The following is a 24,016-nucleotide window of genomic DNA, read 5'->3' as shown; positions in this document are numbered from 1 at the left end:
ACGGGGTGAGGTATGGATAGAGATAGGGAAGAGCAAGAAAAAGCGGACATTATAGATGAAGATTTATATGAGGAATTTGATGACGAAGAACTTTATGAGCTCGTGGAAGAAGAACGCAGAAAAGCTTTAGAGAGAACGAAGGCCAAAGAAGATGATAAACCAAAACGTCCTTTTCCAAAGTGGGTATTTTGGGTGATTGCGCTAGCTTTAGCCTTCAATGTGTTCGCGTTAATTCCCCAGACCTTTTCTATCCCGGCAATTGATTTTCTCATCACATCTACAAAGCTTTCAACCGATCAGGACATACGAAACTATAAACAAGCGGTGGTCGTTGTAGAAACAGAGAATAGTAAGGGTACTGGCTTTGCAATAAACCAAGAAGGTACGATTTTGACAAACCATCATGTGGTAGAAGGAGAAGATCACGTAACGGTTGCTTTTCCGGATGACGGATTGTTTGAAGCAGAGGTGGTGGAAACTAATCCTGCGATCGACTTAGCGGTATTAAAAGTCGAGGCGGAGGACCTTCCGTCACTTAAGCTAGCAAATGCCCCGATTTTTAAAGAAAATGCGTCTATTACATTTATTGGAAATCCTTTGCGATTTAATGGAATAGCGAATCAAGGATCTATTGTGGGTCACACCAGGCTAAGCGACTGGGAACGTGAAGTGGTGATGATAAAGGCACCTGTTTACCGGGGAAACAGTGGTAGTCCTGTCTTTAACGAAGAAGGCGAAGTGATTGGGGTAATTTTTGCGACATTAGATCATGAGACAGAAGGCAAGGTAGGGCTCTTTATACCTGTTACGTATTATCATGAGATGTAACCTCTTGTTTCATCCATACTGTTTGGGGGTATTTATATTGTAAACGTCTTAAGGAGGCGAAGTTACATGTTATTTTTTACTTCCGAACTAAAAACATACAATATCCATGCAGCAGATGGTGTAATGGGTAAAGTAAAGGATCTTTATTTTGACGATGAAAAATGGGCTATTCGTTATGCAATTGTAGACACGAGGAAATGGCTTCCGGGCCGCCGTGTACTCCTCTCCCCATCTTCGTTTATTACACTTAATGAAAATGATAAGCACTTAGAGGTAGAGTATGATAAGGAGAAGGTACGTAACAGTCCTTCCATCTCTGAAGAAAGTGCAGTTTCAAAAGATGTAGAGGATAGTTTAATTGGATACTACGGCTGGAGCAGATACTGGACAGGAAATATGCTTTGGGGATCTAATGATCGACCATTGGCACAATTTCCTCCTGCTGAAGAACCACAGCCAGAGGTGTTTGATCAGCAATTAGAAGCACAGAGTCACTATAATCTGCGTAGTGAAGACGAGACGATAGAATTTAAAGTGCATGCCGATGATGGTAAAATAGGTACAGTCGCAGATATGGTCTTTGATTCAGAATATTGGAAGCTGCGTTATCTAGTCGTACAAGATAGTGAAACGTATACGAAGGAACAATACTTTGTCTATCATACAAATCAAATTGAGTCTGTTGATTGGTTTGAACGAGATATTTATATTAAGGGAACATTAGCGGAAACAAAAAATGTTACCAAATATAATTCAAAAGACATGATACTCACAAGTTTATAAAGAGGTAAACACACGGGCCTTTCAGCATCGACTGCTGAGGGTCTTTTTTTTATTTTGGAAGCGACTAGGTATATAGGTGTGGGTATATATTCATTGGCGGTCGTGGTGGTAATTATATTTTAAACAAATTGTAATTGTTTTGAGATAGCAACAGTGTATACGGTACGGTAAGATTAATCAGACTGACATTTTAATTCTATTATAAAATAAGCTGGTGACAATAAAAATGACAACTTACCGAACTCAAATAAATGAAATATATAAATATACAGTTTCTGTGCATAAGAAATACTTTATGGTTACACCCAAAAAGAAACAAAAAAAATCGAATTTTGTAATGCCTGGGGGTGTTCTAGGTTGATAAAAGAGCAGTCGTTAAAAGGCAAACCTCTAGAAGAAATGATTTCCTCTGTTCAAAGGGGAGATATGCATACACAAAACTATCTTTTAAAGACGTATCAACCATTCATTGCAAAGTGTGTTTCCGAAGTCTGCAAGCGATATATTGACCCCAAAAGAGATGACGAATTTAGCATTGGCCTTTCAGCATTTAATGAGGCGATGATGTCTTATTCTTCTGATAAAGGAAGTTCTTTTTTATCCTTTGCTAAATTGGTTATAAAACGGAAGGTTATCGATTATATTCGCTATATAAAAAAACGTCCTACACCAATCTCCCTTGATGAGACGTTTGATGCAGAGCAAATGGACAACCCCTTGGAAATCGCGGCGGTGAAAGAAAAATACCAAGAAGAACAGGACACTTGGCATAGAAAAGAAGAGATCGCAGACTATAAAGAAAAACTAGCTGCTTATAAGCTTACATTTGCCGAATTGACAGAAGTCTCGCCTAAACATAGGGATGCACGTGAATCAGCTGTTAAGACAGCCAGGACTTTGTATGAAGATCCTGAACTGCGTGCGTTCGTTTTTAGTAAGAAAAAGCTTCCTATCAAACAACTGGTGCGAAAGGTGGATGTCAGCAAAAAAACGTTGGAGAGGAACCGTAAATTTATACTTGCTGTATTTATCGTACTGACGGAAGATTACTTGTATCTGAAGGACTATCTTAAGGGGGTGGGTCAGTGAAAAAAGGTATTGTCATGGAACACCGGCATACATATACCATCGTAATGGATAGAGATGGTACCTTTCATAAAGCAATGCCAGTGAAACATGTAGACATTGGAAATGAGATTCCTTTTGAAATATATCGAGCAGAAAGAAGAGGCTATATTTTCTTGTTACGTAAGGTTTGGCAAATCCCTGGTCGACTGATTGTATTGGTCTGTGCGCTGCTCTTATTTGTATTGCCAATTTATTTCGCACTGGCAAATAATAAAACGTTAGCCTATTTAAGCATTGATATAAAACGAAGCTTTGAACTCGAAGTAGATAACAAATTCCATGTTCAATCTATACGCTATCTTAACGAAGATGCAGAACAGGTAGGTATGAAATTATCCCAATATAGGGATAGAAAGATGGAAACTGTTATTGAAAAAATTATGGAACAAAGTGAAAAATCGGGTCTTGTTGGGGAGAAGAAAGATATGCTTATAGGCGTTAGTTATCCTAATAAATATCATGGAGAAAATAGGCTTTTGCGTAATTTAAATGCCTTTTCCCGAAAACGAGATGATAGCTGGAGTATTACTGCATTTCACGTGCCGCATTATGTACGAAAATCTGCTGAGAAAGCGGGTAAACCAACAAATGAAAAGTTGGCTGAAATGATTAACCGGGCGGAATCCTCTCAGAACTCTACAAGTGCTTTGAATCTGAATGACGAACAGAAAGCTATTATTCATTCCTTTTATTTCGAAAAAAACCGTCTCTCAGAAGAAAAGTGAAGGGTGAAATAGGGTCCGGTTAGGTAAGTCTTATAAGTAGCCAATAAAAAGGGGCTGCGATTCCGCTAAATAGGAATCGCAGCCTTTTGTTATATTTCCATTATAGGTACTGGTTCGTATTTCATGGCATGGTCTACATAATACAGTAAATTATCGTGGGAAGACATGATTTTACTTTGGTCAAGGGAATAATGATAAGCGTGTAGAAAAAGTTGTATTTTCTTTGAAAGCATATCATCTTTGGTACGTACCATTAAAACAAGCAAATCATCCCATTGGCCCCACAGTGTGAAATACAATGCTTTGTCATAATCAGGAATATCCATTCATACCCCTCCTTAATTGTAAGGGTTATATTTATTGTCCCCGCATTTTATATATATTGTCTGAAACAAAAATGGTGTCGTTGCCATATTAAGGTTCTATATAAAAGCTTAAAAGTTTTGTGGTATTCGTGGGAATAAGTAAGAGAAACTGTTACATACTAACACCAAATGAAAAGGAGGTAGTAAACAGATGAAATGGAAACTAATTAGTGCAGTTACAGTACTTACCGTGGCGCTTGCTGGTTGTGGGGATTCTAATGGAAACCAAGAAGACGCTACTGGTGATAACAATGTAGAACAAACAAGATTCAATAATACAGGTGAGGGAATGAGTGGGGACCGTAGCTATGAAATGGCGAGGGACTCAGAACGCGATCAGAATCGAAATGCTGGAGATGGCCAACAGGAATATGAGGTTTCAGAAGAAGCCGCTGATAAGATTAAAGGTGAAATAGATGAAATTGATCAAGTTTATGTATTAACGACAGAAAATAATGCTTACGTTGCTGCAGAAGTGAAAAACCAAAATGGTAACGGAAATGGAAACAATACGGATACTAACAACGTTGGAAATAATGGTACTGGCGGAAATGACGACGATAATACCGGCGTAGAGAATACGGATACTTACGATAATAATACCAATGCAGGAAATGGTAATGGTAACGGTGAAGTATCAGACGAAGTAAAAGAAAAGATTTCTGAGATTGTAAAATCCGTGGACAAGGATATTGATAATGTTTACGTATCAACGAATCCAGATTTTAGAGATCTAACCAATGGTTATATTGATGATATGAACAATGGTGAGCCAATTGAAGGATTTTTTGACCAATTTGGTAATATGGTAGAACGTCTCTTCCCGCAAAATAACTAAACATAAAAAGAAGCATCACGTGGTACCGCACCCCAAAAGTTTGAGTAATTTTTGGGGTGTTTTTGTATGGTTAAATGGTGTGCTGCTACGTTTTTTTAGATATTTTTATTTGAACATTGCAATGATTAAATCAATTTATATTGGAGAAAAGATGCTTTTTAAAAACGGTAACATATGATATTGTAATACATATAATTCTTACTATACCAAGTGTAATACTATGGATTAATTATTTTTAAAGGAGTGTAGGGGTTATGGGGCGGGAATTTCTTGACATTTTTACAGATTGGGCAGATACCTATGACGACAGTGTAGCAGGGGATGATCCTCAGTATGCTGCAGTATTTGCCAATTATGATGATATATTAACGGAGGTGGTTAGACACGCCTCTGGGACGGTAGTGGAATTTGGTGTGGGAACAGGAAACCTCGCTGCAAAACTTCTGGAAAAAGGAAGTGAAGTGGTAGGAGTTGAGCCTTCCAATGAAATGCGCAGTATTGCTGCAGCAAAATTACCTGAGCTGACTGTGCAGGAAGGAGACTTTCTAGATTATCCAAGTCTTCCTTCCGATGTGGAAACGATTGTAAGTACGTATGCTTTCCATCATTTATCAGATGAAGAGAAAGATGTTGCAATTAAACAGTTCTCCGCTCTATTGCCGGCAGAAGGTAAGATCATATTTGGTGATACAGTCTTCCAGTCGGAGGCACATAAGCAAAAAGCGATCGATGATGCCAGAAAAAAGGGGTTCGCAGATTTAGCTGAGGACCTTGAGAGAGAATATTATACAACAATTCCTGTAATTCAAACTATTTTCAATACACACAAATTTGATGTAACATTTAAACAAATGAATGATTTTGTTTGGCTGATAAAAGCTGAGCGAATGAAGTAATGGAGGAGAGATCATTATGGCAGAAAAAATGAACGTGGAAAGCTTTAATCTGGATCACACGAAAGTAAAAGCGCCATATGTACGTTTAGTAGGTGTGACAGAGGGTGCAAATGGAGATAAGGTATATAAATATGATATTCGGTTTAAACAGCCGAATAAAGAACATATGGAGATGGCTGGGCTTCATTCAATCGAGCACTTGATGGCAGAAAACATTCGTAATCATATGGACAGTGTTTTGGATATTGGTCCGATGGGATGTCAAACAGGTTTTTATTTATCTGTTATAAATCATGATAACTATGAAGAGATTTTAGATACATTGGAAAAAACGCTACATGACGTAATTGAGGCTAATGAAGTGCCTGCATGTAACGAGGTGCAATGTGGCTGGGCTGCCAATCACAGCCTAGAAGGTGCTAAGGAAATTGCCAAGGAAATGCTTGCACATCGAAATGAATGGCAGGAAGTATTTTAAGGTAGGGCTAAGCCCGACCACAAAAAGGAAGGCGAAGATACATGGCGGTGTATGCTTCTGTACAAGAATTAATTGGAAACACACCTTTATTAGAACTGAAACAATTTGATTTGCCGAAAGATGTAAAACTCTATGCTAAATTGGAATTTATGAATCCTGGCGGTAGTGTAAAAGATCGGCTTGGAGTTTCTTTGATACAGGATGCACTTGAAAAAGGTGTTTTACAGCCTGGCGGTACTATTATTGAACCTACTGCCGGAAACACTGGCATTGGCTTAGCAATGTCTGCCATTACCTATAATCTGCACGCAATTTTCTGTGTTCCAGAACATTTTAGTAAAGAAAAGCAAACCATTATGAAAGCATTAGGGGCACGTATTGTACAAACTCCACAGGAGGAAGGTATGGTAGGTGCGATTAAGAAGGCAGAGGATCTCTGTAAGGAAATTCCCGGCAGTTTTTGTCCGCAGCAATTTTCTAATCCAGCCAATCCTGCAACCTATTATCATACATTAGCACCAGAGATTTGGCGTGAACTTGAAGGGAAAGTCGACATTTTCGTCGCAGGTGCTGGCTCAGCAGGGACCTTTATGGGGAGCAGTCGCTTTTTTAAAGAAAGAAACCCAGCTGTCCATACGGCAATCGTAGAGCCGGAGGGATCTATTATTGCGGGTGGCAAGGCAGGATCACATCGAACTGAGGGAATTGGAATGGAATTCTTTCCAAGTTATTTTAATCGTTCCTTCATTAATAAAGTGTATACGGTAACAGACGGAGATGCCTTTGATATGGTCGGACAGTTGGCCCGTAAAGAAGGACTGCTTGTTGGCAGTTCCTCTGGCTCCGCCATGTTTGGTGCATTACAGGAAGCAAAGAAAGCGCGGCCTGGTACAACTATTGTGACGATCTTTCCAGATGGTAGTGATCGTTATATAAGTAAAAATATCTATGACAACGTGTGAGGAGAATAGAGATGCGACCAAAAACAAAAATGATACATGGTGGGATAACAGGTGATGAGAAAACTGGCGCTGTATCCGTGCCAATTTATCAAGTAAGTACCTATAAACAGGAAAGCGCAGGTAATCACAGTGGGTTTGAATATTCACGTACAGGAAACCCTACTCGACATGCGCTAGAAACAGTCATTGCAGATTTAGAGAATGGAACAGCTGGATTTGCCTTTGGCTCAGGTATGGCGGCAATCACATCTGTTATGATGCTATTTGATGCTGGAGATCATGTTCTTTCAACAGACGATGTGTATGGTGGGTCTTATCGTCTCATGACAAATGTGCTTAACAGATATCAGCTTCAACATTCATTTGTAGATACAAGTAATGTTAAAGCAGTGGAAGAAGCCATTACAGAGAAAACAAAGGCCTTATATGTTGAAACACCGACTAATCCTCTCTTGAAAATAACTGATCTTAAGCAAATGGCCGCTATTGCGAAGAAGCATAATTTGCTTCTCATTGTTGATAATACGTTTGCAACGCCGTATTGGCAGCAGCCATTAGATCTGGGGGCAGATATCGTGCTTCATAGTGCAACAAAGTATATTGGTGGGCACAGTGATGTAGTAGCAGGGCTTGTGGCTGTTAACTCTAAAGAACTTGCTGAGAAAATTCACTTTATCCAAAACTCAGTAGGGGCTGTTTTAGGACCGCAGGATTCTTGGCTATTAATGCGCGGAATAAAAACCCTTGCTCTAAGAATGGAAGCAATTGAAGCAAATACTAAAAAACTGGTTGCGTTTTTAGAGCATCACCCTAAGGTCGAAAAGGTCTTCTATCCTGGCCTTGAAAACCATGAAGGGCATAACGTAGCTGTAGATCAATCTACTGGGTACGGTGGTATGGTCTCATTTGATGTAGGAAGTGAGGCAGTGGCAGATAAACTATTAAGCCGGGTTCAATATTTCACCTTGGCAGAAAGCCTGGGAGCTGTGGAAAGCCTAATTTCGATTCCGGCCAAGATGACGCATGCGTCTATCCCACGTGATAGACGGAATGAGTTGGGGATCACAGATGGCTTAATCCGCTTATCCGTCGGGATTGAAGATGCAGAGGACTTGCTAGAGGATTTAAAACAAGCTTTAGGATAAATATAGAGGCTGGCACGAAGTGTTTAGTGAAAAGAAGATCCGAACTATGATTTTTTCATTCAATCTAGTTTGGATTTTTATTTTTTTTCTTGAAGAAGTAGCATACAGCGTAAGATATACACAACTCCGGCGGGATAATTAGAGAACTATATCACGTCAAGTATTTACTGATAAAATGAGTATGTTTCTGCAACTTTTTTTGCTCGTTTTTAAAAGAACGGGTGAGAGCCAAACATCCTTAATCAGTGTAATGGAAGTTATTTGAGTAAATATGCTAAAATAAGTACCAACATGAAATTTTAGGAGGAGTAATACGATGAGCCAAGAGGTTTTGAAGTATTTACGGGATAATCAGCAACGTTTGCAAGATAAATTATTTGAATTTTTAGCTATCCCGAGTGTGAGTACAGATAGCGCACATAAACAGGACATTCACAAAGCAGCGGATTTCATTACTACATACTTACAGGACATTGGATTTGAAAATATAGAAAAGCAGGAGACGGGTGGACACCCACTTGTTTATGCAGAATATAACGGCGCAGGCTCTGAAGCACCTACCGTACTGTTTTATGGTCACTACGACGTACAGCCTGCTGATCCACTTGAATTATGGGACAGTGATCCGTTTAAACCAGAAATTAGGAATGAGCGAATTTTTGCTAGAGGATCTAGTGATGATAAAGGGCAAGTATTTATGCATTTGGCTGTCTTTGAAGCTTACATGAAAACAGAAGGTAAATTACCATTAAACGTAAAGGTATGTATTGAAGGAGAAGAAGAGATCGGTAGTGAGAACTTATATAAAATCCTTCATGAGAAGAAGGAACAGTTCCAAGCTGACTTTGCCGTAATTTCAGACTCTGGGATGGTAGAAAAAAACCAGCCAACTATACTTTACGGATTAAAAGGGTTTACTGGCATCGTAATTACAGTGAATGGACCAGATCATGACCTACATTCAGGCATGTACGGGGGTGCTGTTCGCAATCCACTGATGGCGCTAAGTCACATTCTTTCCTCCATGAAAAATGAAGAGGAAGTTGTTACGGTCGAAGGTTTCTACGATGGTGTTGAGCCTCTGTCTGATGAAGAAAGGGACTTGATTGACCAAGTTAAGGGAGAAGATTATGTACAAGCTACGGGTGTGCCGGAAACCGTTTCGGAAAAAGGCTATTCAGCCAAGGAACATACAATGGCACGCCCTACTTTTGAAGTAAATGGCATGTATGGGGGCTATCAAGGGGAAGGTACCAAAACGATTATTCCATCCTCTGCCACAGCAAAAATCACGTGCAGACTTGTACCTGGACAAGATCCAGAGCGAGTACAGCAATTACTTGAGAAACACGTCAAAAACGTCGCTCCAGCAGGGGTACAAGTTGAGGTTAAAAAAGAAAAACTGTCTGCAAAAGCGTATAAAGTGGATCCAGATCATACTTTAATTAAAAAAGCGGCAGCCAGCTACACGAAAGCATTTGGCAAAGAAACCGTTTATGTTAGGATGGGTGGCTCTATACCTGTTGTCGAATGGATGGAGGCAATATATCAAATGCCAATTGTTTTGCTAGGCTTTGGAACACCAGATGATAGACTACATTCTCCAAATGAAAGCTTCCCATTAGATAGTTTTCATAAAGGAATGGAAACATTAGCGTACTATTGGAATGAAGTAAACGACAAATAATGAAGCATTGGAGGTTATCTAATGAAGTATGCCATTGTAACAGGTGTATCGAAAGGGCTAGGGTATTCTGTCGCAAAGCTTTTACTTGAACAGGAAATCCATGTCATTGGCATTTCTAGATCGGAAGCGAGCGGACTTAACAAACTTGCTGAGGAAAATAATGTCACCTTTCAACAATTCCAATGTGACTTAGGTGATGTAGAGGCAGTGGAAGAGACTTGCAGTAAAATAAAAAATCAGTGGAGTGAGGGAATTAGCACCCTTTATCTTATTAATAATGCTGCTGTAATTGATCCTGTTGATCAGGCAATGAATACGAAAAGCAATGAATTGGCATATCATGTACAAGTTAACACGATCGCGCCAATGGTGATGACGAATTTATTCTTGAAGGAAGCATCATCTAAAGGGTTCTCCTTTATCGGCGCTACGGTTACCTCTGGAGCAGCAGAACGTCCAATTTCCGGCTGGAGTGCTTACTGCAGTACAAAAGCGAGTATTAATATGTACACCCAAACAGTTGCTATCGAGCAAGATGAGAGGGGAACAGGAAATAAGGTGTTTGCATTCAGTCCTGGGATTATGGATACAGGAATGCAAGAGAAAATTCGCGCTGCTTCACCAGAAGAATTTACCAATGTTGAAACATTTAAATCCTACAAGGAAGATAAAGCGTTAAAGGATACAGATACAGTAGGCGGAGTATTAGTTGATATACTTACAAATGAAGCCAATATAGAAAATGGAAAGATTTATAACGTAAAAGATTTCTTATAATAAAATGCGCCCATTCTTTGCAAATTCCCTCCCAAAAAGCGTCTAGCAGCATAAAGTATATTAATCGGCAAAAGAGGAGGGAAAGCAATGAGTAAAGGTGAAGGCTACGGCAGCGGTTTTGCGCTGTTAGTTGTATTGTTTATTTTATTGATCATTATCGGAACTGCTTATACTGGTGGTGGCTATGGCGGCGGCTACGGCGGCGGTTTCTATTAATAAGTAAAAAATGCAGAGGAGATATACTCCTCTGCATTTTTTTGTTCGGTGCAACCGTCCGTAAGACTCTCACTTCAAAACATTAGGTGAAACAGTGTTTTTAGTGGGAGTAAACGGACGCTAACACTCCGATTCGTTCAACTAACAATCAGTTGGGGAACAATGAAAATCCCCACATGAAGTTTCACTTTATATGGTTTGATGCTGTCCCTGCTTAATTTTATGATGGATGAGGCTATGGATCACGACGATCGCGATAACAACTAGTACAAATAGGATAGCTGCTGTCATATATATGCCGTTTACAAAATCTAAATTCCATATTAACAGTACCAAAATACCAAATATGCCTAGCTGCACCACAATTCCAATTAATCCAATCATCCGTGATTTAAACACTTCCTGCTCATCTGTCCAATTAAGTTTAGGCTGTAAGAAGTCAAGAAACGTTCCGAGTGCACTACTAAACCAGCTAGCCAATAATACGAGTGGCAGCCAAATAAGAAAAAGAGTCCACTCTATTTTTATAATAAAAATGAACAGTATAACGGCTAATCCGATAACGATTAAATTAATAAACCAGGCTGTGGCGATTTTACTTAGCAAGATCTGTTTTGGGTTAAGTGGCAGGAATAAGTTTGCATGCCATGATTTTCCTTCCCTTGATATGCCGGAAATAGATGTAGCGTTTGAGCCGACAATGAGTAAAGAACCTAAAAATAGAATGAGGAGGCCATGCTTTCCTGATAACCCATCCAATAAGCCACCTATATTTCCACTTGATGAATCCATAAATAATATAATAATAAGAAATATTGGAGCAAATAAGCTCGTTATCACACATTGTGTTAGAAAAGTAGGTGTCCGAAATATAATTCGCATCTCTTTTTTGATGTAAGCGAGCCAGATAGGAGTTACGGATGTTTTTCTAGAAAGTTTTGCACCCGAAAAAGTCGATTTATTAGCAGTACCCATTCCAAGTACTCCCTTAATATAAAGCAGCTGTCCGACCCAGATAAAAATAAGCAACGCACAAGCATGAAGAACCACTCCAGCGATTAACGATAAAAAGCCATTCCATAAGCTGGAAGCAGTCATTGCCATAGTTCCAAAATAGGCTGGTGGGTAGAAGGCAGTAATCCAGCGTAATAGCCCGTCCTGTTCCTGGATAAACATTGCCGCGTTTTGCATGATGGCATCTACATCCGTATTTAGACGAATCAAAACATTGATTAAAACGATAAATACCAATGAAGATATCCCAGCAATTACTTTGGAACGGTCTTTGTTTTTTGCGATATTAACAAAACGCATGATAAACATGAGAATTATACCGGCCAAAGTAAACGGGATGATTGGCAACAAAACAAAGGTGATAATTCCCGCAATATAATATAGGATAGGTGCAGCACTTACGCCACCATAAATAAAGAATACAGGCAGAAAGAATAGTGCGGCAGTTCCATATAAATAAATCATTGGTCCAGCTGACTTTGCCAGCAATAGCTGATAAGGTTGCACCGGAAAAGGGATAAAAGAATCAATATCTTCTGCAAAATAGAAAGCATTCAGTATCGTAATAAAGCTTACAAGTAAAAGTATAACGTGTACGGAAAGAAGCAAGATACCGACGATAAGAGACTCTTGTCCTAATGGTTCAAGTACATTATAGAAAGCGGTAAGTGCACTTCTAACAATAGAAATATAAACGAAGGCCATCGGGAGTAGAAACAATAAGGCAACTATCCATAATATCGTTTGGGAATTCTTTTTGCCTACTCTGGAATACTGCATTTTCAACATAATTCTAATTAGCTTCCATGTTTTACTCATTGCTAGTCAGCTCCAGAAAAACCTGTTCTAAGCTTTGATCATCAGATTCATACGTTTCTTTCATGTCTTGTAAAGTGCCATAAAATAATAGTTCCCCATTGTTAATGATCGCGACCTCATCACATAGTTGTTCGACGACTTCCAACCCATGACTTGAGAAAAAGACCGTTTTCCCCTTGTTTGCATGTTCCCGCATCATTTCTTTTAATATGTAGGCAGATTTAGGATCAAGTCCGGTTAATGGTTCATCCAATATCCAAATAGAAGGATCGTGAAGCAGAACGCCTGTCACGATGATTTTTTGCCGCATGCCGTGTGAATAGGACTGAATGTAATCATCCAAAGAATTATAAATAGAGAATTGCTTTGTTATTCGTTCTATGCGTTCCTGTCTTACTTCTTTAGGGACTTGATAAATATCAGCAATAAAATTTAAATACTCTAACCCTTTTAACCTGAGGAACAGATCTGGCCTGTCAGGAACATAGCCAAAAATACTCTTGGCCTCCAGTGTTTTTTTTTCGATATCAAACCCGTCTAATGAGATGGTTCCTTCATCGATAGGGAGTACTCCAGTCATCATTTTGATAGTGGTGGATTTACCAGCACCATTCGGACCGAGAAAGCCAACTATTTTCCCATCTGGTATGGAAAGGTTTAATTGGTTAATGACTTTTCTCTGACCAGAAAAATGCTTGCTTACTTCCTTTATTTCGATCATACTTTCCCCTCATTTCTATTGCTTTTATGAATATCATATTGTATGGTACACTTTATGATGGCAGCTAATAAAAAAACATTTATCCCGGTGCAACCGTCCGTAAGACTCCCGCTTCAAAACTTAAAGTAAAACGGAGATGTTTAAGTAGGAGTAAACGGACGCTAACACCCCGATTCGTTCAACTAACAATCAGTGGGAGAAGAACGAAACCCCACTGATTGAAGTTTCACTTTATGGATAGTTTAACATATTTAATAAAGAAGTTTGTGGAAAGAAGAGAGGAAGATGCGAGTTGATTACAAGAAAAAGTGCGCGTGAAATTGAGAAAATGCGAGCAGCTGGAGATATCTTAGTGCAATGCCATAAAGAGATAGCGAAAATGATAAAGCCTGGAATCAGTACAATGGAAATTGACACGTTTGCTGAGAAATTCATGCGTGATCATGGCGCAGTCCCTGAACAAAAAGGGTACAACGGCTATGCCTATGCTACTTGTGCATCAATTAATGATGAGATTTGTCATGGTTTTCCGCGTGATGAAAAACTTAAAGCCGGTGATATTGTCACCATTGATATGGTAGTAAACCTTGATGGTGGTTTGGCTGATTCAGCATGGACGTACGCCGTTGGGGAAGTAGATGAAAAAGGCAAGCATCTTATGGATGTAACAAAAACTTCATTATATAAAGGAATCGAACAGGCGCAGTTGGGAAGTCGCATTGGGGATATCGGCCATGCAATTCAAACATATGCTGAAGCAGAAGGTTTCTCCGTTGTTCGAGATTTCACTGGACATGGAATTGGACCGACCTTACATGAAGAACCACATATCCCACACTTCGGCCTTCCGAATAAAGGGTTACGTTTGAAAGAGGGCATGGTTATCACCATTGAACCAATGATTAATGAAGGAAGCTGGCACAGCCAAATGGATTCTAATAACTGGACAGCACGAACAGTTGATCAGGGCCGTTCAGCTCAATATGAACATACGATCGTTATTACCAAAGATGGACCTGTGCTACTGACAGATCAGGGGGAAGAAAGAAACGTATAATAACGATTGGTGGGATAACAATGCGTATTGTGTCCATTTGTCCGAGTAATACAGAAATACTTGATTATCTAGGTAGAACGGATTTACTTGTTGGAGTTGATGATTTTTCTGACTGGCCACACGCAGTAAGCGAATTGCCTAAGGTCGGGCCTGATTTATCAATTAACATGGATAAAGTTGCTGCACTAGAGCCAGATCTTGTGCTTGCTTCTTTAAGTGTTCCTGGAATGGAAAAGAATGTGGAGGGGCTGGAGGAATACCAGTTACCATATCTTATCCTTAATCCAAATTCATTACATGATATTGCAGAAGATATTGAAACTGTAGGTCATGCAATTGGCGAGTCTCAGCTTGGAATGGAGAAGAAAGCAGCTTTTCTCGATGAAATAGACCAGCTACGGCATAAAGGAGAAGCAGATGCTGACCGCCCCAAACTTTATTGGGAATGGTGGCCAAATCCTGTGTTTACACCTGGTGCTGTTAATTGGCTAACAGAGATTAGTGAATTAGCAGGTGCCCAGAACATTTATGCTACCGAACAAGTGGCAAGCTTCCAGACGGAGTGGGAGGACGTAAAGACAAGAAATCCAGATCACATTTGTATGGTATGGGTAGGAATTAAAGAAGAAAAAATGAGACCAGAACTAGTTATGCAAAGACCTGGGTGGGACATGATGAGCGCAGTACAAAATAGAAACATCCACGTTTTGGAAGAATCGCTCTATTGTAGACCATCACCCCGATTACTAGAAGGCTTGAGAAAACTAGTTGAAGTTCTATAAAGTGAAACTTCAATCAGTGGGGGTTTTCGCTCTTCCCCCACTGATTGTTAGTTGAACGAATCGGGGTGTTAGCGTCCGTTTACTCCCATGTTTCACTTCATGTTTTGAAGTGGGAGTCTTACGGACGGTTGCACCGGGATAAATCAAACAAGGGCAAAAACGAGGTTATATTCCCATTTTTGCCCTTGTTTTTACTTCACTCTTTTACCTCCGAAAATCATGGTAATGATGGGGCTTGCTAAGCAGAAAAAGGCGAATGGTAAGTAACTTAATACTGGAACGCCAAGTACATCTGCGATAAAGACCCCACAGACACTCCATGGTACTAATGGGTTGATTACAGTTCCTGCATCCTCTAGAGTTCGAGACAATGCTTTCCTTGGCAATCCTACCTTTTCATATAGGCTTTTATACGTTTCCCCAGTCAACATAACGGATAAATATTGCTCCCCGACAAATACATTAACACCAATTGCGGTAGCAGCAGTCGAAATAATAATCGACCTTACCCGTTGGAGCCTTTCCTGCAGCGCTAATAGTATGCTTGGTATAATACCTGTTACAAACAATAAACCACCAAAGCCAAGAGCTAAAATAACAAGAGAAATGGTGAATAACATGCTGTTAATACCACCCTTCGTCAATAGCTCATTTACAGGTTCAAAATTGGTGGAAGCAGTATAGCCACCGAACCAAATCCCCCAGATAGATCCCCATGGGATATGATGGACAAATCCTGCGATAAGGGTAGCGGTTATGCTACTAATCCCTAAGGAGAGAAATGCAGGTATTTTGAAAATAGTACAAAGTACAATGACAACAAGTGGTAACCATGATAACCAATGAATTAAGCCAGTTCCTTGTAGTGCATTTTGATAATCTGTAGCACTTTGTAAGGAGATAGCTTCATTTGGTGAAAGAATGGCAAATAAAATAAATGCAATAATAAACGCAGGGATTGTCGTTAAACTAATATGTTTAATGTGTTCAAATAAATCTACGCCTACAATTGTAGAGGCGAGATTCGTTGTATCAGATAGAGGCGACATTTTATCACCGAAGAATGCTCCGGAAACAATAGCTCCTGCTGTAATGGCCAAAGAAGTATCCATTGCGCTAGCCATCCCGATAAAGGCAACCCCAATGGTAGCGGTTGTTGTTAAAGAGCTTCCTAGAGATACCCCAACTATGGCAGTAACAGCAAATACTATGGCGTAGAACCAAGTTCCACCTATAAATTGAAACCCGGTATTAATAAGTACAGGTATTGTACCGCTTATAATCCAACTGCTTATTAGTACACCAATTAGCAAGAATAAGAAGACTGCACCCATACCAGTACGGGCTCCTTCCACCATTCCCTCCTGAATATCAGTAAAGCTAATTCTCTTAATTAACCCGTATGTGATAAGTAAGAATATCCCAAGCAGAATAGGAATATGAGGCGGGCTTTCCAATTTAATAATAAAGAAGCTAATAAGTGAAATAAGAACTAGGAAAAAAAGTATAGATTCTATTAATGCTGGTTGATGTTTTGGTTTTATTGGAAACATGGTATATCCTCCTTTGTTTTTGTAATGGTTACGAAGACGACAGTCGTACATTCCCTTGTAAATAACAGTACGTCGTTACTTCCTGGCTAAAATATTCCAAACGAACAAAAAAGCCTCGCCCCTGTAATAGGGACGAAGCTTTACTCCGCGTTACCACCCTGATTGCCAACACAAGTGCTAGCCTCTCAACCTGACTATCCGCTCTATATGAATGTGTAATTCAATCTTTTTCTGCCAGGACTCACACCAAGCGTCCCGTCTCTTTTTGCTGCCTAAAAAAGATTTACTTCGCATTCCGGATAAATTATTCTTTTTTCATTTGTAGATTACAATGACTATACATGCTGTAAATATCTTTTGTCAATAAAAAATGAAATCCTTTCTCAAAAGAAAATTATCCGATATAATAATTAGAATTATTATTCATAAAGGAGGCAAGAGATGTGGCAACAGATGCAGTAGACAGTGTAACAACGAATACGAAAAAACAAATGATACATAAGGGGATAGCTGCGGGGTTTCCGATCATGCTTGGATATTTACCAATTGCTATTACATATGGCGTACTTGCAAAACAAGCAGGAATGAGCTTAACAGAACTAACACTAATGAGTGTGATGGTTTTCGCTGGAGCAAGTCAATTTATGGGAGTGAATATGATTGCAGTTGGAGCGGGAGCCTTAGAAATTATGATTGCTACATTTGTCTTAAACTTTCGCCATTTTGTCATGAGTCTATCGTTTATGAATCGAATGCGGGGTATCGGTCTGCGATGGAAACTACCTTTATCTTTAGGGCTGACAGATGAAACATTTGCTGTATCTGCACTCCATCCTGACGAAGCTAAAGAGGAAAAGGGGCCTTGGTTTTATTTAGCACTTATTTTAACAGCTTACTTTTCATGGATTGCCGGTTCCTTCCTTGGTGGGGTACTTGGCGAAGTTATCCCAGATCAGTTGAGCCAGAGCATGGGGATCGCCCTATATGCAATGTTTATTGGCTTGTTGGTTCCTTCTGTTAAAAAGGAATGGAAGGTGGCAATCATCGCTATCTTAGCCATGTTAATAAATGGCCTTTGTGTTGAACTTGGCATGAGCTCAGGCTGGGCAATCGTGCTAGGTACAATTATTGGCGGAATGAGTGGAATCTTTCTAATGAAGGAGGAAGAACGATGATACTTTTTATTTTACTTGGTATGGCAATTGTAACCATGATTCCCCGGATGATTCCTGCATTTATCGTAGATAAGCTTCAGTTTCGAGATTGGGTAAATCGCTGGCTCAACGCTATTCCATATGCTGCCCTCGGGGCATTAATATTTCCAGGTATAATGACAATAAAACCCGATCAGCCACATATTGGACTGATCGGGGGACTGGTGGCAATTGGCTTAGCCTATATTGGATTAAATGTCATTTTAGTTGTTTTTGGCGCGATAGCAACGGTCTTTTTGCTTACTTTTTAATTTTCTTTTAAATCATGCGTAAATATCTTATTAAACTTATTGAAATGGCTCAATGTGAATATGCGCATGCCTAATATTATGCTCATTATAGAGATGCTGTTCAATTCTTACTGTGATGTCATGGCTTTCTTTTACATTTAAATGGGAATCAACAAGAATCGTTATATCGATGAATGGCTGATTTCCTAGTACCCTACCTTTAACATGTTTAACTGATTTAACATCCGGCTCCATTTCTACACTGGACCGGATTTTTTTTATTTGTTCCGTATCAAATCCATCTGTTAGGGAGTGTGTTGCATCTTTAAAGATATCCCAGGCCGTTTTGCAAATTATCAATCCAACCAGTAATCCTGCAAGCGGGTCAAGCCAAAATAGACCAAATTGGGCTCCAATTATCCCTACGAAAGCGCCGATACTGACTAAGGCATCTGAACGGTTGTCTTGAGCCGCAGCATAGAGTGAACTGCTATTTATTTTTTTTGCCAGTTTTACATTGTAAAGATAGACAAGCAACATAATGAATGCTGCACCTAGGGCTGTCCATGCTGTAATCATATCTGGCTTTAGGGAATTACCTTCCAATACATTCTTAATGGTACTGAAAATGACCTGTATCCCTACGAACATCATGACGAACGCGGCAAAAAGTGATGCAATCGTTTCTGCGCGGAAGTGGCCATAGTGATGATTCTCATCAGGTGGTTTACGAGATATCTTTAATCCGATTAATACAGCAACTGATGCGACAACATCTGTTGAATTGTTAAGCCCGTCCGCACGAAGTGCATCTGAGTCCCCTGCATAGCCAATTATGAGCTTAAGTGCTGCTAGAAAAATGTAGGCAAAAATACTAAGCCAGGCCCCTTTTTCTCCGCGCTTTAAGTTATCTGAATGGTTCATGAAAAATCCTCCGTTAATGGTTCTTTCGCTAGTAAATAGTTTAACAAACCGCGTTATGGTGGGTCTAGAGAAACATTGAAGCATGGGGGTATATGTATTGCAAGCAGGGAAGTAAGTTTGCCAAAGCAAAAAATAAAGGTCCTCTAACTACTGTTACCTAAACCAGAAAATTTATGTTTTTTTCAAATAATAGTTGAAATTATTCTAAAAATTTAGGATAATAGAAAAAAGGAACAAGGGGGCTATTCCATGAAAAAGGAAAAGCTAATCTATAAATATAAACGATACGAAGGAAAAGTATCTTCAGCGAGAAAAGAGATACCATTTGAATTTAGGCTAACATCCCGAATGATCCTTGATGAAATTTGTTTTCAATATAACAAACAAATAATAGAAACATCGATTAACCAAGCAATAGCAGATGATAATAAAGAGAAGTTTATGGAGAGCAGTGAAGCGTTTAAACAATTTATTTGGGAATAGAGGTTTTAATTATTTCTCAATGATTGAACGTGGGAGACGCTACTATTAAATAAACTAGCCGGACGAACCTACCAAGTTAAGGGGATTCGTTCGGCTAGTTATGTTTTTTGGTAAACATGGGGTGGTTAGTAACAATAAAATATGACATTAGACAATTGGGTCACTGTATTGATTTTCTAGCTGTCGTTCCAATGGTAATCCTGTGTCATAGGAAATATTAGCAATCCTCTTCGATAATTCCATCGCAGTACGTTCTTCTTGCTGCCAATAATGTAGCACCTCTGAGAGAATTTCTATTCCTTCTTCTAAGCCTTCGTTATACAATGTAATAAAACTTTTGTTGCTTGCTTCTTTTGTAGCAGGATGATACCATGTTGCATTTTGAAGATTTAAATAGTCAATGTTATCCCGTATTGGCCGATGTGAATAGGAAGATATTAGAGAATGAAATAATTTATTTTTCCATCCATAAGGATCAGAGAGCAATTTTAGAGCAAAGCGCATATCCTTATAGGAAGCTTCAATATATCCTGGTTTCTGATCAGAAACCTCTGGGTAATGCTTTTTTATTAAAGTGTCTAGAAGTTCGCTAATTTCCTTTTTAAAATTCCCAACATCGATCTCTTTATAGACAGGCATTTTCCATGTCCTTTGATTAAGATACTTTTCCATCATTGCAGTATCGATTCGTATCTCCAGCTTTTGATGTTTGCTCCCTTCATAACCTGCTCGGTAATGGATATACGGGTGGGTATTTCGATCAAGAATATGATGTGTTACAAAGCCAAATACATAGGCACGCATCTCTTCGCTGTCTCGTTTAGCTTCTGAAATAAGATCCATTAGAAAAGCCCCACAATTTTTCGTATGTAATGCCATACCTACTTCATGGACAGGCTCCTCTTTGACCCATGGCCAGAAGTTATAATAGAAAAAAGGATCAGGGCCCTGTGCACCTAACTTCATATATTCTTTATGTGTTAGAAAAGTTTGAGGCTCCTTGATGGCATCTACAACTTGTTCGCAAAATAGAATATGTGTCCAACTGTTTGGCATACAAAAACTCCCTTTTTACCGATTTAGTTTAGATACTTCCAATAAAGTGAAACTTCAATCAGTGGGTTTTCATTCCCCACTGATTGTTAGTTGAACGAATCGGGGTGTTAGCTTCCGTTTACTCCCCACTTAAATATCACTGTTTCACCGGGATAAATTAGCTTGTTTTATCATTGTCTTTATAATCAGTATAAAAGAAAACGAACGAAAAAGGGAACCTGTTTTAGTATATTTTCGCGTCTCACCTATTTGTTAACGCTTTTTTTCTTCTGAAAATTTGGTACAATGGAGGAAAGATGAATTGATTGATGCATACATAGGGGAGGAAGAATAAACATGGATTATCGTATAGAAAAAGATACTATTGGCGAAATAAATGTACCAGCTGATAAGTTCTGGGGTGCTCAAACACAACGAAGCAAGCAAAACTTTCCTATTGGAAATGAGAAAATGCCAACTGAAATTGTTAAAGCGTTTGCTATATTAAAAATGAGTGCAGCTAAGGCCAACCATGACCTTGGTTTAATGGAAAAGGAAAAAGCTGAGGCAATTGCTTATGCAGCACAAGAAGTAGTAGACGGCAATCTTAATGATCATTTTCCACTTGTAGTTTGGCAGACAGGAAGTGGAACGCAATCAAATATGAACGTCAATGAAGTTATTGCCTTCGTGGGGAACAAATGGTTAAAAGAAAAAAATAGTGACCTTGTCTTGCATCCTAACGATGATGTAAATAAATCACAAAGCTCGAATGATACATATCCTACAGCCATGCATATTGCATCTGTCCTAAAAATGGAGGATACTGTGTTACCAGCTGTAAAACAGCTTAAATCGACACTGAAGGAAAAAATGGAACGATTCCATGATATCGTTAAAATTGGCCGCACACATCTTCAGGATGCAACACCATTAACACTTGGTCAGGAAATTAGTGGATGGCATCGTATGCTTGAGAAATCGGAACGAATGATTGAAGAAAGTACAACCTATTTAAAGGAACTTGCAATAGGTGGAACTGCTGTCGGGACGGGACTGAATGCCCATCCTGAATTTTCTCAACGTGTTTGTGAAAAAATTAATCAATTTACCGGGAAAGATTTTATTTCAGCGCCAAATAAGTTTCATGCGCTAACAAGTCATGATGAAACCGTATATGCACACGGTGCCCTAAAAGCACTTGCGGCTGATATCATGAAGATCGCTAATGATGTACGCTGGCTTGCAAGTGGACCGCGCTGTGGAATTGGTGAGATTACAATTCCTGCAAACGAACCAGGAAGCTCCATTATGCCTGGTAAAGTAAATCCTACACAAAGCGAAGCTGTAACAATGGTTGCTGCACAAGTAATGGGGAATGATGCTACAATAGGATTTGCAGCAAGTCAGGGGAATTTTGAGTTAAATGTATTTAAACCAGTTATTGCCTATAACTTTCTACAATCCTGCCAGCTTTTAGCAGACAGCATTCTTTCTTTTGATGAGAGATGTGCTAGTGGAATTGAAGCAAATGAAGAGGAAATAGCAAAATATCTAAATGATTCACTAATGCTAGTTACGGCACTAAATCCGCATATTGGGTATGAAAATGCTGCTAAAATTGCTAAAAAAGCTTTTGCAGATAATGCCACGTTAAAAGAAACGGCAGTTGCTTCCGGATTGCTGACTGAAGAAGAATTTGATAAGTATGTAAACCCAGCCGATATGACTGGACTAAGATAAGCTAAATAGAGACGATAAACCCTAATGCCGAGGCATTAGGGTTTTTTAAATAGCATTCATAACGTAAGTGGAAACTACCCTACAATTTACCAATTAAAAGAAGTAATAAGTTAGGCAAATCTGCTCACACTATAATTACAGGAGGTGATAAACAATGGCTAACAACAACAATTCAAACCAATTGCTTGTACCTGGTGTACAACAAGCACTAGATCAAATGAAAACTGAGATTGCTCAAGAATTTGGCGTTAACTTAGGTGCAGATACAACTTCACGTGCTAACGGTTCAGTTGGTGGAGAAATCACCAAGCGTCTTGTACAAACTGCTCAACAACAAATGAATGGACAACAATTTTAATATGAATGGTATGAGGGAAAAGCGCTGCTTTTCCCTCTTTAATTTGTACTAAAAACAGGGAGCAGACCTGCTGCACCCTGTCCTACGCGTATTATAATTTAATTCTTGCTTCACTATCGGCATCAAAGAAATGAGCACTGTTCATATCAAATGCCAATTCCATCTCTTGACTGCCTTGTATGTCTGTACGGGAGTCAACTCGGGCAACGAAATCCTGATCAGCTACTTTAGAGTATAAGTAGGATTCTGCACCCATAAGTTCGGCTACATCGATAGTCGCGTTAATTTTGCTTCCGGGAGTTGATGAGATGAAAATAGGTTCATCATGAATATCTTCAGGACGCACACCAAGGATAATATCCTTGCCAATGTATTTTTGGTCACGTAAACCTTTCAACTTTCCTTCAGGTATTTTTATTTTTACATCACCCATTTGAAACTCAGTTTCAGTTAGTTTACCTGAGAAGAAGTTCATAGAAGGTGAGCCAATAAAGCCACCAACGAAAACATTTTCCGGATTGTCATATACATCTTTTGGAGCCCCGACTTGCTGGATAATACCATCTTTCATTACAACAAGTCTTGTCGCCATCGTCATTGCTTCTGTTTGGTCATGCGTTACATATATTGTAGTTGTTTGCAGACGCTGATGCAATTTTTGAATTTCAGCACGCATTTGTACACGTAATTTAGCATCAAGGTTTGATAAAGGCTCATCCATAAGGAAGACTTTAGCATCACGCACAATTGCACGACCAAGTGCCACACGTTGGCGCTGACCACCTGATAGAGCTTTTGGCTTACGATCGAGATATGCTTCTAAGCCTAGAATTTTTGCTGCGTCTTTAACACGCTTTTCAATTTCATCTTTTTTAAATTTACGAAGTTTCAAGCCGAAAGCCATGTTGTCATATACGTTCATATGTGGGTAAAGTGCATAGTTCTGGAATACCATTGCAATATCCCTGTCTTTTGGAGCCACATCATTCATTTTCTTTTCATTAATAAATAGAGAACCATCTGTTATTTCTTCAAGCCCAGCGATCATACGAAGGGTTGTAGACTTACCGCAACCTGATGGTCCAACAAAGACGATAAATTCCTTGTCTTTTATATGTAGATTAAAATCCTCTACTGCTACCACTTTTTTATCGTATGACTTTTGAATGTGTTCTAGTTTTAATTCAGCCATTCTCTTCCCCTCCATTTTTTGAAAACGCTTTATTATCTTTATTATAGAAAAAGTCTGTCCGAA

Annotated in this window: 26 protein-coding genes; 19 read left to right on the top strand and 7 right to left on the bottom strand. The window is 39.2% G+C overall.

Annotation, left to right across the window (positions count from 1 at the left end; genetic code table 11):
- The first annotated feature begins 12 nt into the window (after positions 1-12).
- The 4 genes from ACTWPF_RS13620 (at position 13) to ACTWPF_RS13605 (ending at position 3,464) form a co-directional block, all read left to right on the top strand.
- Entirely contained in the window at positions 13-828 is an 816-nt protein-coding gene (locus ACTWPF_RS13620) for a S1C family serine protease (RefSeq protein ID WP_238018635.1), read from the top strand.
- A gap of 66 nt (positions 829-894) precedes the next feature.
- The gene (locus tag ACTWPF_RS13615) at positions 895-1,611 is read left to right on the top strand and encodes a PRC-barrel domain-containing protein (protein ID WP_443149431.1); all 717 of its coding nucleotides are present in this window, start codon (positions 895-897) and stop codon (positions 1,609-1,611) included.
- 357 nt (positions 1,612-1,968) lie between these two features.
- The gene (sigI, locus tag ACTWPF_RS13610; RefSeq protein ID WP_106896226.1) at positions 1,969-2,700 is read left to right on the top strand and encodes an RNA polymerase sigma factor SigI; all 732 of its coding nucleotides are present in this window, start codon (positions 1,969-1,971) and stop codon (positions 2,698-2,700) included.
- Entirely contained in the window at positions 2,697-3,464 is a 768-nt protein-coding gene (locus ACTWPF_RS13605; RefSeq protein WP_106896227.1) for an anti-sigma-I factor RsgI family protein, read from the top strand. The genes sigI and ACTWPF_RS13605 overlap by 4 nt, the downstream gene beginning before the upstream one ends.
- An 89-nt stretch (positions 3,465-3,553) precedes the next feature.
- On the opposite strand, the gene ACTWPF_RS13600 is transcribed toward ACTWPF_RS13605, so the two are convergent.
- Positions 3,554-3,790: a YhdB family protein gene (locus ACTWPF_RS13600; RefSeq protein ID WP_036574147.1), complete on the bottom strand. Its 237-nt coding sequence runs from the start codon at positions 3,788-3,790 to the stop codon at positions 3,554-3,556.
- 190 nt (positions 3,791-3,980) lie between these two features.
- On the opposite strand from ACTWPF_RS13600, the gene ACTWPF_RS13595 reads away from it, so the two are divergent.
- From ACTWPF_RS13595 to ACTWPF_RS13560, 8 genes are all read left to right on the top strand, one after another.
- Positions 3,981-4,667 carry a YhcN/YlaJ family sporulation lipoprotein gene (locus tag ACTWPF_RS13595; protein WP_443149430.1) on the top strand — a complete coding sequence of 229 codons (687 nt, stop codon included), beginning with the start codon at positions 3,981-3,983 and terminating at the stop codon, positions 4,665-4,667.
- Between the two features lie 254 nt (positions 4,668-4,921).
- Entirely contained in the window at positions 4,922-5,563 is a 642-nt protein-coding gene (locus ACTWPF_RS13590; protein WP_106896229.1) for a class I SAM-dependent DNA methyltransferase, read from the top strand.
- A 16-nt stretch (positions 5,564-5,579) separates the two neighbouring features.
- The gene (locus tag ACTWPF_RS13585; protein ID WP_106896230.1) at positions 5,580-6,041 is read left to right on the top strand and encodes an S-ribosylhomocysteine lyase; all 462 of its coding nucleotides are present in this window, start codon (positions 5,580-5,582) and stop codon (positions 6,039-6,041) included.
- A gap of 41 nt (positions 6,042-6,082) precedes the next feature.
- Positions 6,083-7,003, top strand: a complete 921-nt coding sequence (locus ACTWPF_RS13580) for a PLP-dependent cysteine synthase family protein (protein ID WP_443149429.1) — start codon at positions 6,083-6,085, stop codon at positions 7,001-7,003.
- A gap of 11 nt (positions 7,004-7,014) precedes the next feature.
- The gene (locus ACTWPF_RS13575) at positions 7,015-8,148 is read left to right on the top strand and encodes a bifunctional cystathionine gamma-lyase/homocysteine desulfhydrase (RefSeq protein ID WP_443149428.1); all 1,134 of its coding nucleotides are present in this window, start codon (positions 7,015-7,017) and stop codon (positions 8,146-8,148) included.
- Positions 8,149-8,464: 316 nt separating this feature from the next.
- Entirely contained in the window at positions 8,465-9,835 is a 1,371-nt protein-coding gene (locus ACTWPF_RS13570; RefSeq protein WP_443149427.1) for a dipeptidase, read from the top strand.
- A gap of 21 nt (positions 9,836-9,856) precedes the next feature.
- Positions 9,857-10,612: a (S)-benzoin forming benzil reductase gene (locus ACTWPF_RS13565; RefSeq protein ID WP_443149426.1), complete on the top strand. Its 756-nt coding sequence runs from the start codon at positions 9,857-9,859 to the stop codon at positions 10,610-10,612.
- Between the two features lie 87 nt (positions 10,613-10,699).
- Complete coding sequence (locus tag ACTWPF_RS13560; protein ID WP_081779363.1) at positions 10,700-10,828, top strand: YjcZ family sporulation protein; 129 nt, start codon at positions 10,700-10,702, stop codon at positions 10,826-10,828.
- A gap of 189 nt (positions 10,829-11,017) precedes the next feature.
- Here the strand turns inward: ACTWPF_RS13560 and ACTWPF_RS13555 are convergent, their stop codons facing one another.
- Entirely contained in the window at positions 11,018-12,661 is a 1,644-nt protein-coding gene (locus tag ACTWPF_RS13555; RefSeq protein ID WP_443149425.1) for a putative ABC transporter permease subunit, read from the bottom strand.
- The gene (locus ACTWPF_RS13550; RefSeq protein ID WP_443149424.1) at positions 12,654-13,382 is read right to left on the bottom strand and encodes an ABC transporter ATP-binding protein; all 729 of its coding nucleotides are present in this window, start codon (positions 13,380-13,382) and stop codon (positions 12,654-12,656) included. Before ACTWPF_RS13550 ends, ACTWPF_RS13555 begins: the two co-directional genes overlap by 8 nt.
- 292 nt (positions 13,383-13,674) lie before the next feature.
- Between ACTWPF_RS13550 and map the strand changes: the two genes are divergently transcribed.
- A complete protein-coding gene (gene map, locus ACTWPF_RS13545; protein WP_106896237.1) occupies positions 13,675-14,439 on the top strand; it encodes a type I methionyl aminopeptidase in 765 nt (254 codons plus the stop codon).
- Positions 14,440-14,459: 20 nt separating this feature from the next.
- On the top strand, positions 14,460-15,221 hold the full coding sequence (locus tag ACTWPF_RS13540; RefSeq protein WP_443149423.1) for a cobalamin-binding protein: 762 nt from the start codon (positions 14,460-14,462) through the stop codon (positions 15,219-15,221).
- A 191-nt stretch (positions 15,222-15,412) separates the two neighbouring features.
- On the opposite strand, the gene nhaC is transcribed toward ACTWPF_RS13540, so the two are convergent.
- Positions 15,413-16,774, bottom strand: coding sequence for a Na+/H+ antiporter NhaC (nhaC, locus tag ACTWPF_RS13535; protein ID WP_106896239.1), 1,362 nt, complete (start codon positions 16,772-16,774; stop codon positions 15,413-15,415).
- A gap of 491 nt (positions 16,775-17,265) precedes the next feature.
- Between nhaC and ACTWPF_RS13530 the strand changes: the two genes are divergently transcribed.
- Positions 17,266-17,949 (top strand): AzlC family ABC transporter permease, encoded by a 684-nt coding sequence (locus ACTWPF_RS13530; RefSeq protein WP_161465003.1) that lies wholly within the window; start codon positions 17,266-17,268, stop codon positions 17,947-17,949.
- On the top strand, positions 17,946-18,239 hold the full coding sequence (locus ACTWPF_RS13525; protein WP_058951327.1) for an AzlD domain-containing protein: 294 nt from the start codon (positions 17,946-17,948) through the stop codon (positions 18,237-18,239). The genes ACTWPF_RS13530 and ACTWPF_RS13525 overlap by 4 nt, the downstream gene beginning before the upstream one ends.
- A gap of 36 nt (positions 18,240-18,275) precedes the next feature.
- Here ACTWPF_RS13525 and ACTWPF_RS13520 read toward each other — a convergent pair whose 3' ends face one another.
- Positions 18,276-19,142, bottom strand: coding sequence for a cation diffusion facilitator family transporter (locus tag ACTWPF_RS13520; RefSeq protein ID WP_106896240.1), 867 nt, complete (start codon positions 19,140-19,142; stop codon positions 18,276-18,278).
- A 249-nt stretch (positions 19,143-19,391) separates the two neighbouring features.
- Here ACTWPF_RS13520 and ACTWPF_RS13515 point away from each other — a divergent pair, with 249 nt between their 5' ends.
- Entirely contained in the window at positions 19,392-19,625 is a 234-nt protein-coding gene (locus tag ACTWPF_RS13515) for a hypothetical protein (RefSeq protein WP_106896241.1), read from the top strand.
- Between the two features lie 147 nt (positions 19,626-19,772).
- On the opposite strand, the gene ACTWPF_RS13510 is transcribed toward ACTWPF_RS13515, so the two are convergent.
- A complete protein-coding gene (locus ACTWPF_RS13510) occupies positions 19,773-20,681 on the bottom strand; it encodes a zinc dependent phospholipase C family protein (protein ID WP_443149422.1) in 909 nt (302 codons plus the stop codon).
- A gap of 336 nt (positions 20,682-21,017) precedes the next feature.
- On the opposite strand from ACTWPF_RS13510, the gene fumC reads away from it, so the two are divergent.
- Both fumC and ACTWPF_RS13500 read left to right on the top strand, forming a co-directional pair.
- Positions 21,018-22,403, top strand: coding sequence for a class II fumarate hydratase (gene fumC, locus ACTWPF_RS13505; RefSeq protein ID WP_443149421.1), 1,386 nt, complete (start codon positions 21,018-21,020; stop codon positions 22,401-22,403).
- A 154-nt stretch (positions 22,404-22,557) separates the two neighbouring features.
- Positions 22,558-22,761 (top strand): alpha/beta-type small acid-soluble spore protein, encoded by a 204-nt coding sequence (locus ACTWPF_RS13500; protein ID WP_058951323.1) that lies wholly within the window; start codon positions 22,558-22,560, stop codon positions 22,759-22,761.
- A 91-nt stretch (positions 22,762-22,852) separates the two neighbouring features.
- Here ACTWPF_RS13500 and ACTWPF_RS13495 read toward each other — a convergent pair whose 3' ends face one another.
- Positions 22,853-23,953, bottom strand: a complete 1,101-nt coding sequence (locus tag ACTWPF_RS13495) for an ABC transporter ATP-binding protein (protein ID WP_443149420.1) — start codon at positions 23,951-23,953, stop codon at positions 22,853-22,855.
- Positions 23,954-24,016 lie beyond the last annotated feature (63 nt).

It is taken from the genome of Oceanobacillus sp. M65 (genome assembly GCF_052246275.1).
Classification (GTDB): Bacteria; Bacillota; Bacilli; order Bacillales; family Amphibacillaceae; genus Oceanobacillus_B; species Oceanobacillus_B jordanicus.
This window is presented reverse-complemented; position numbering and strand designations above follow the sequence as displayed.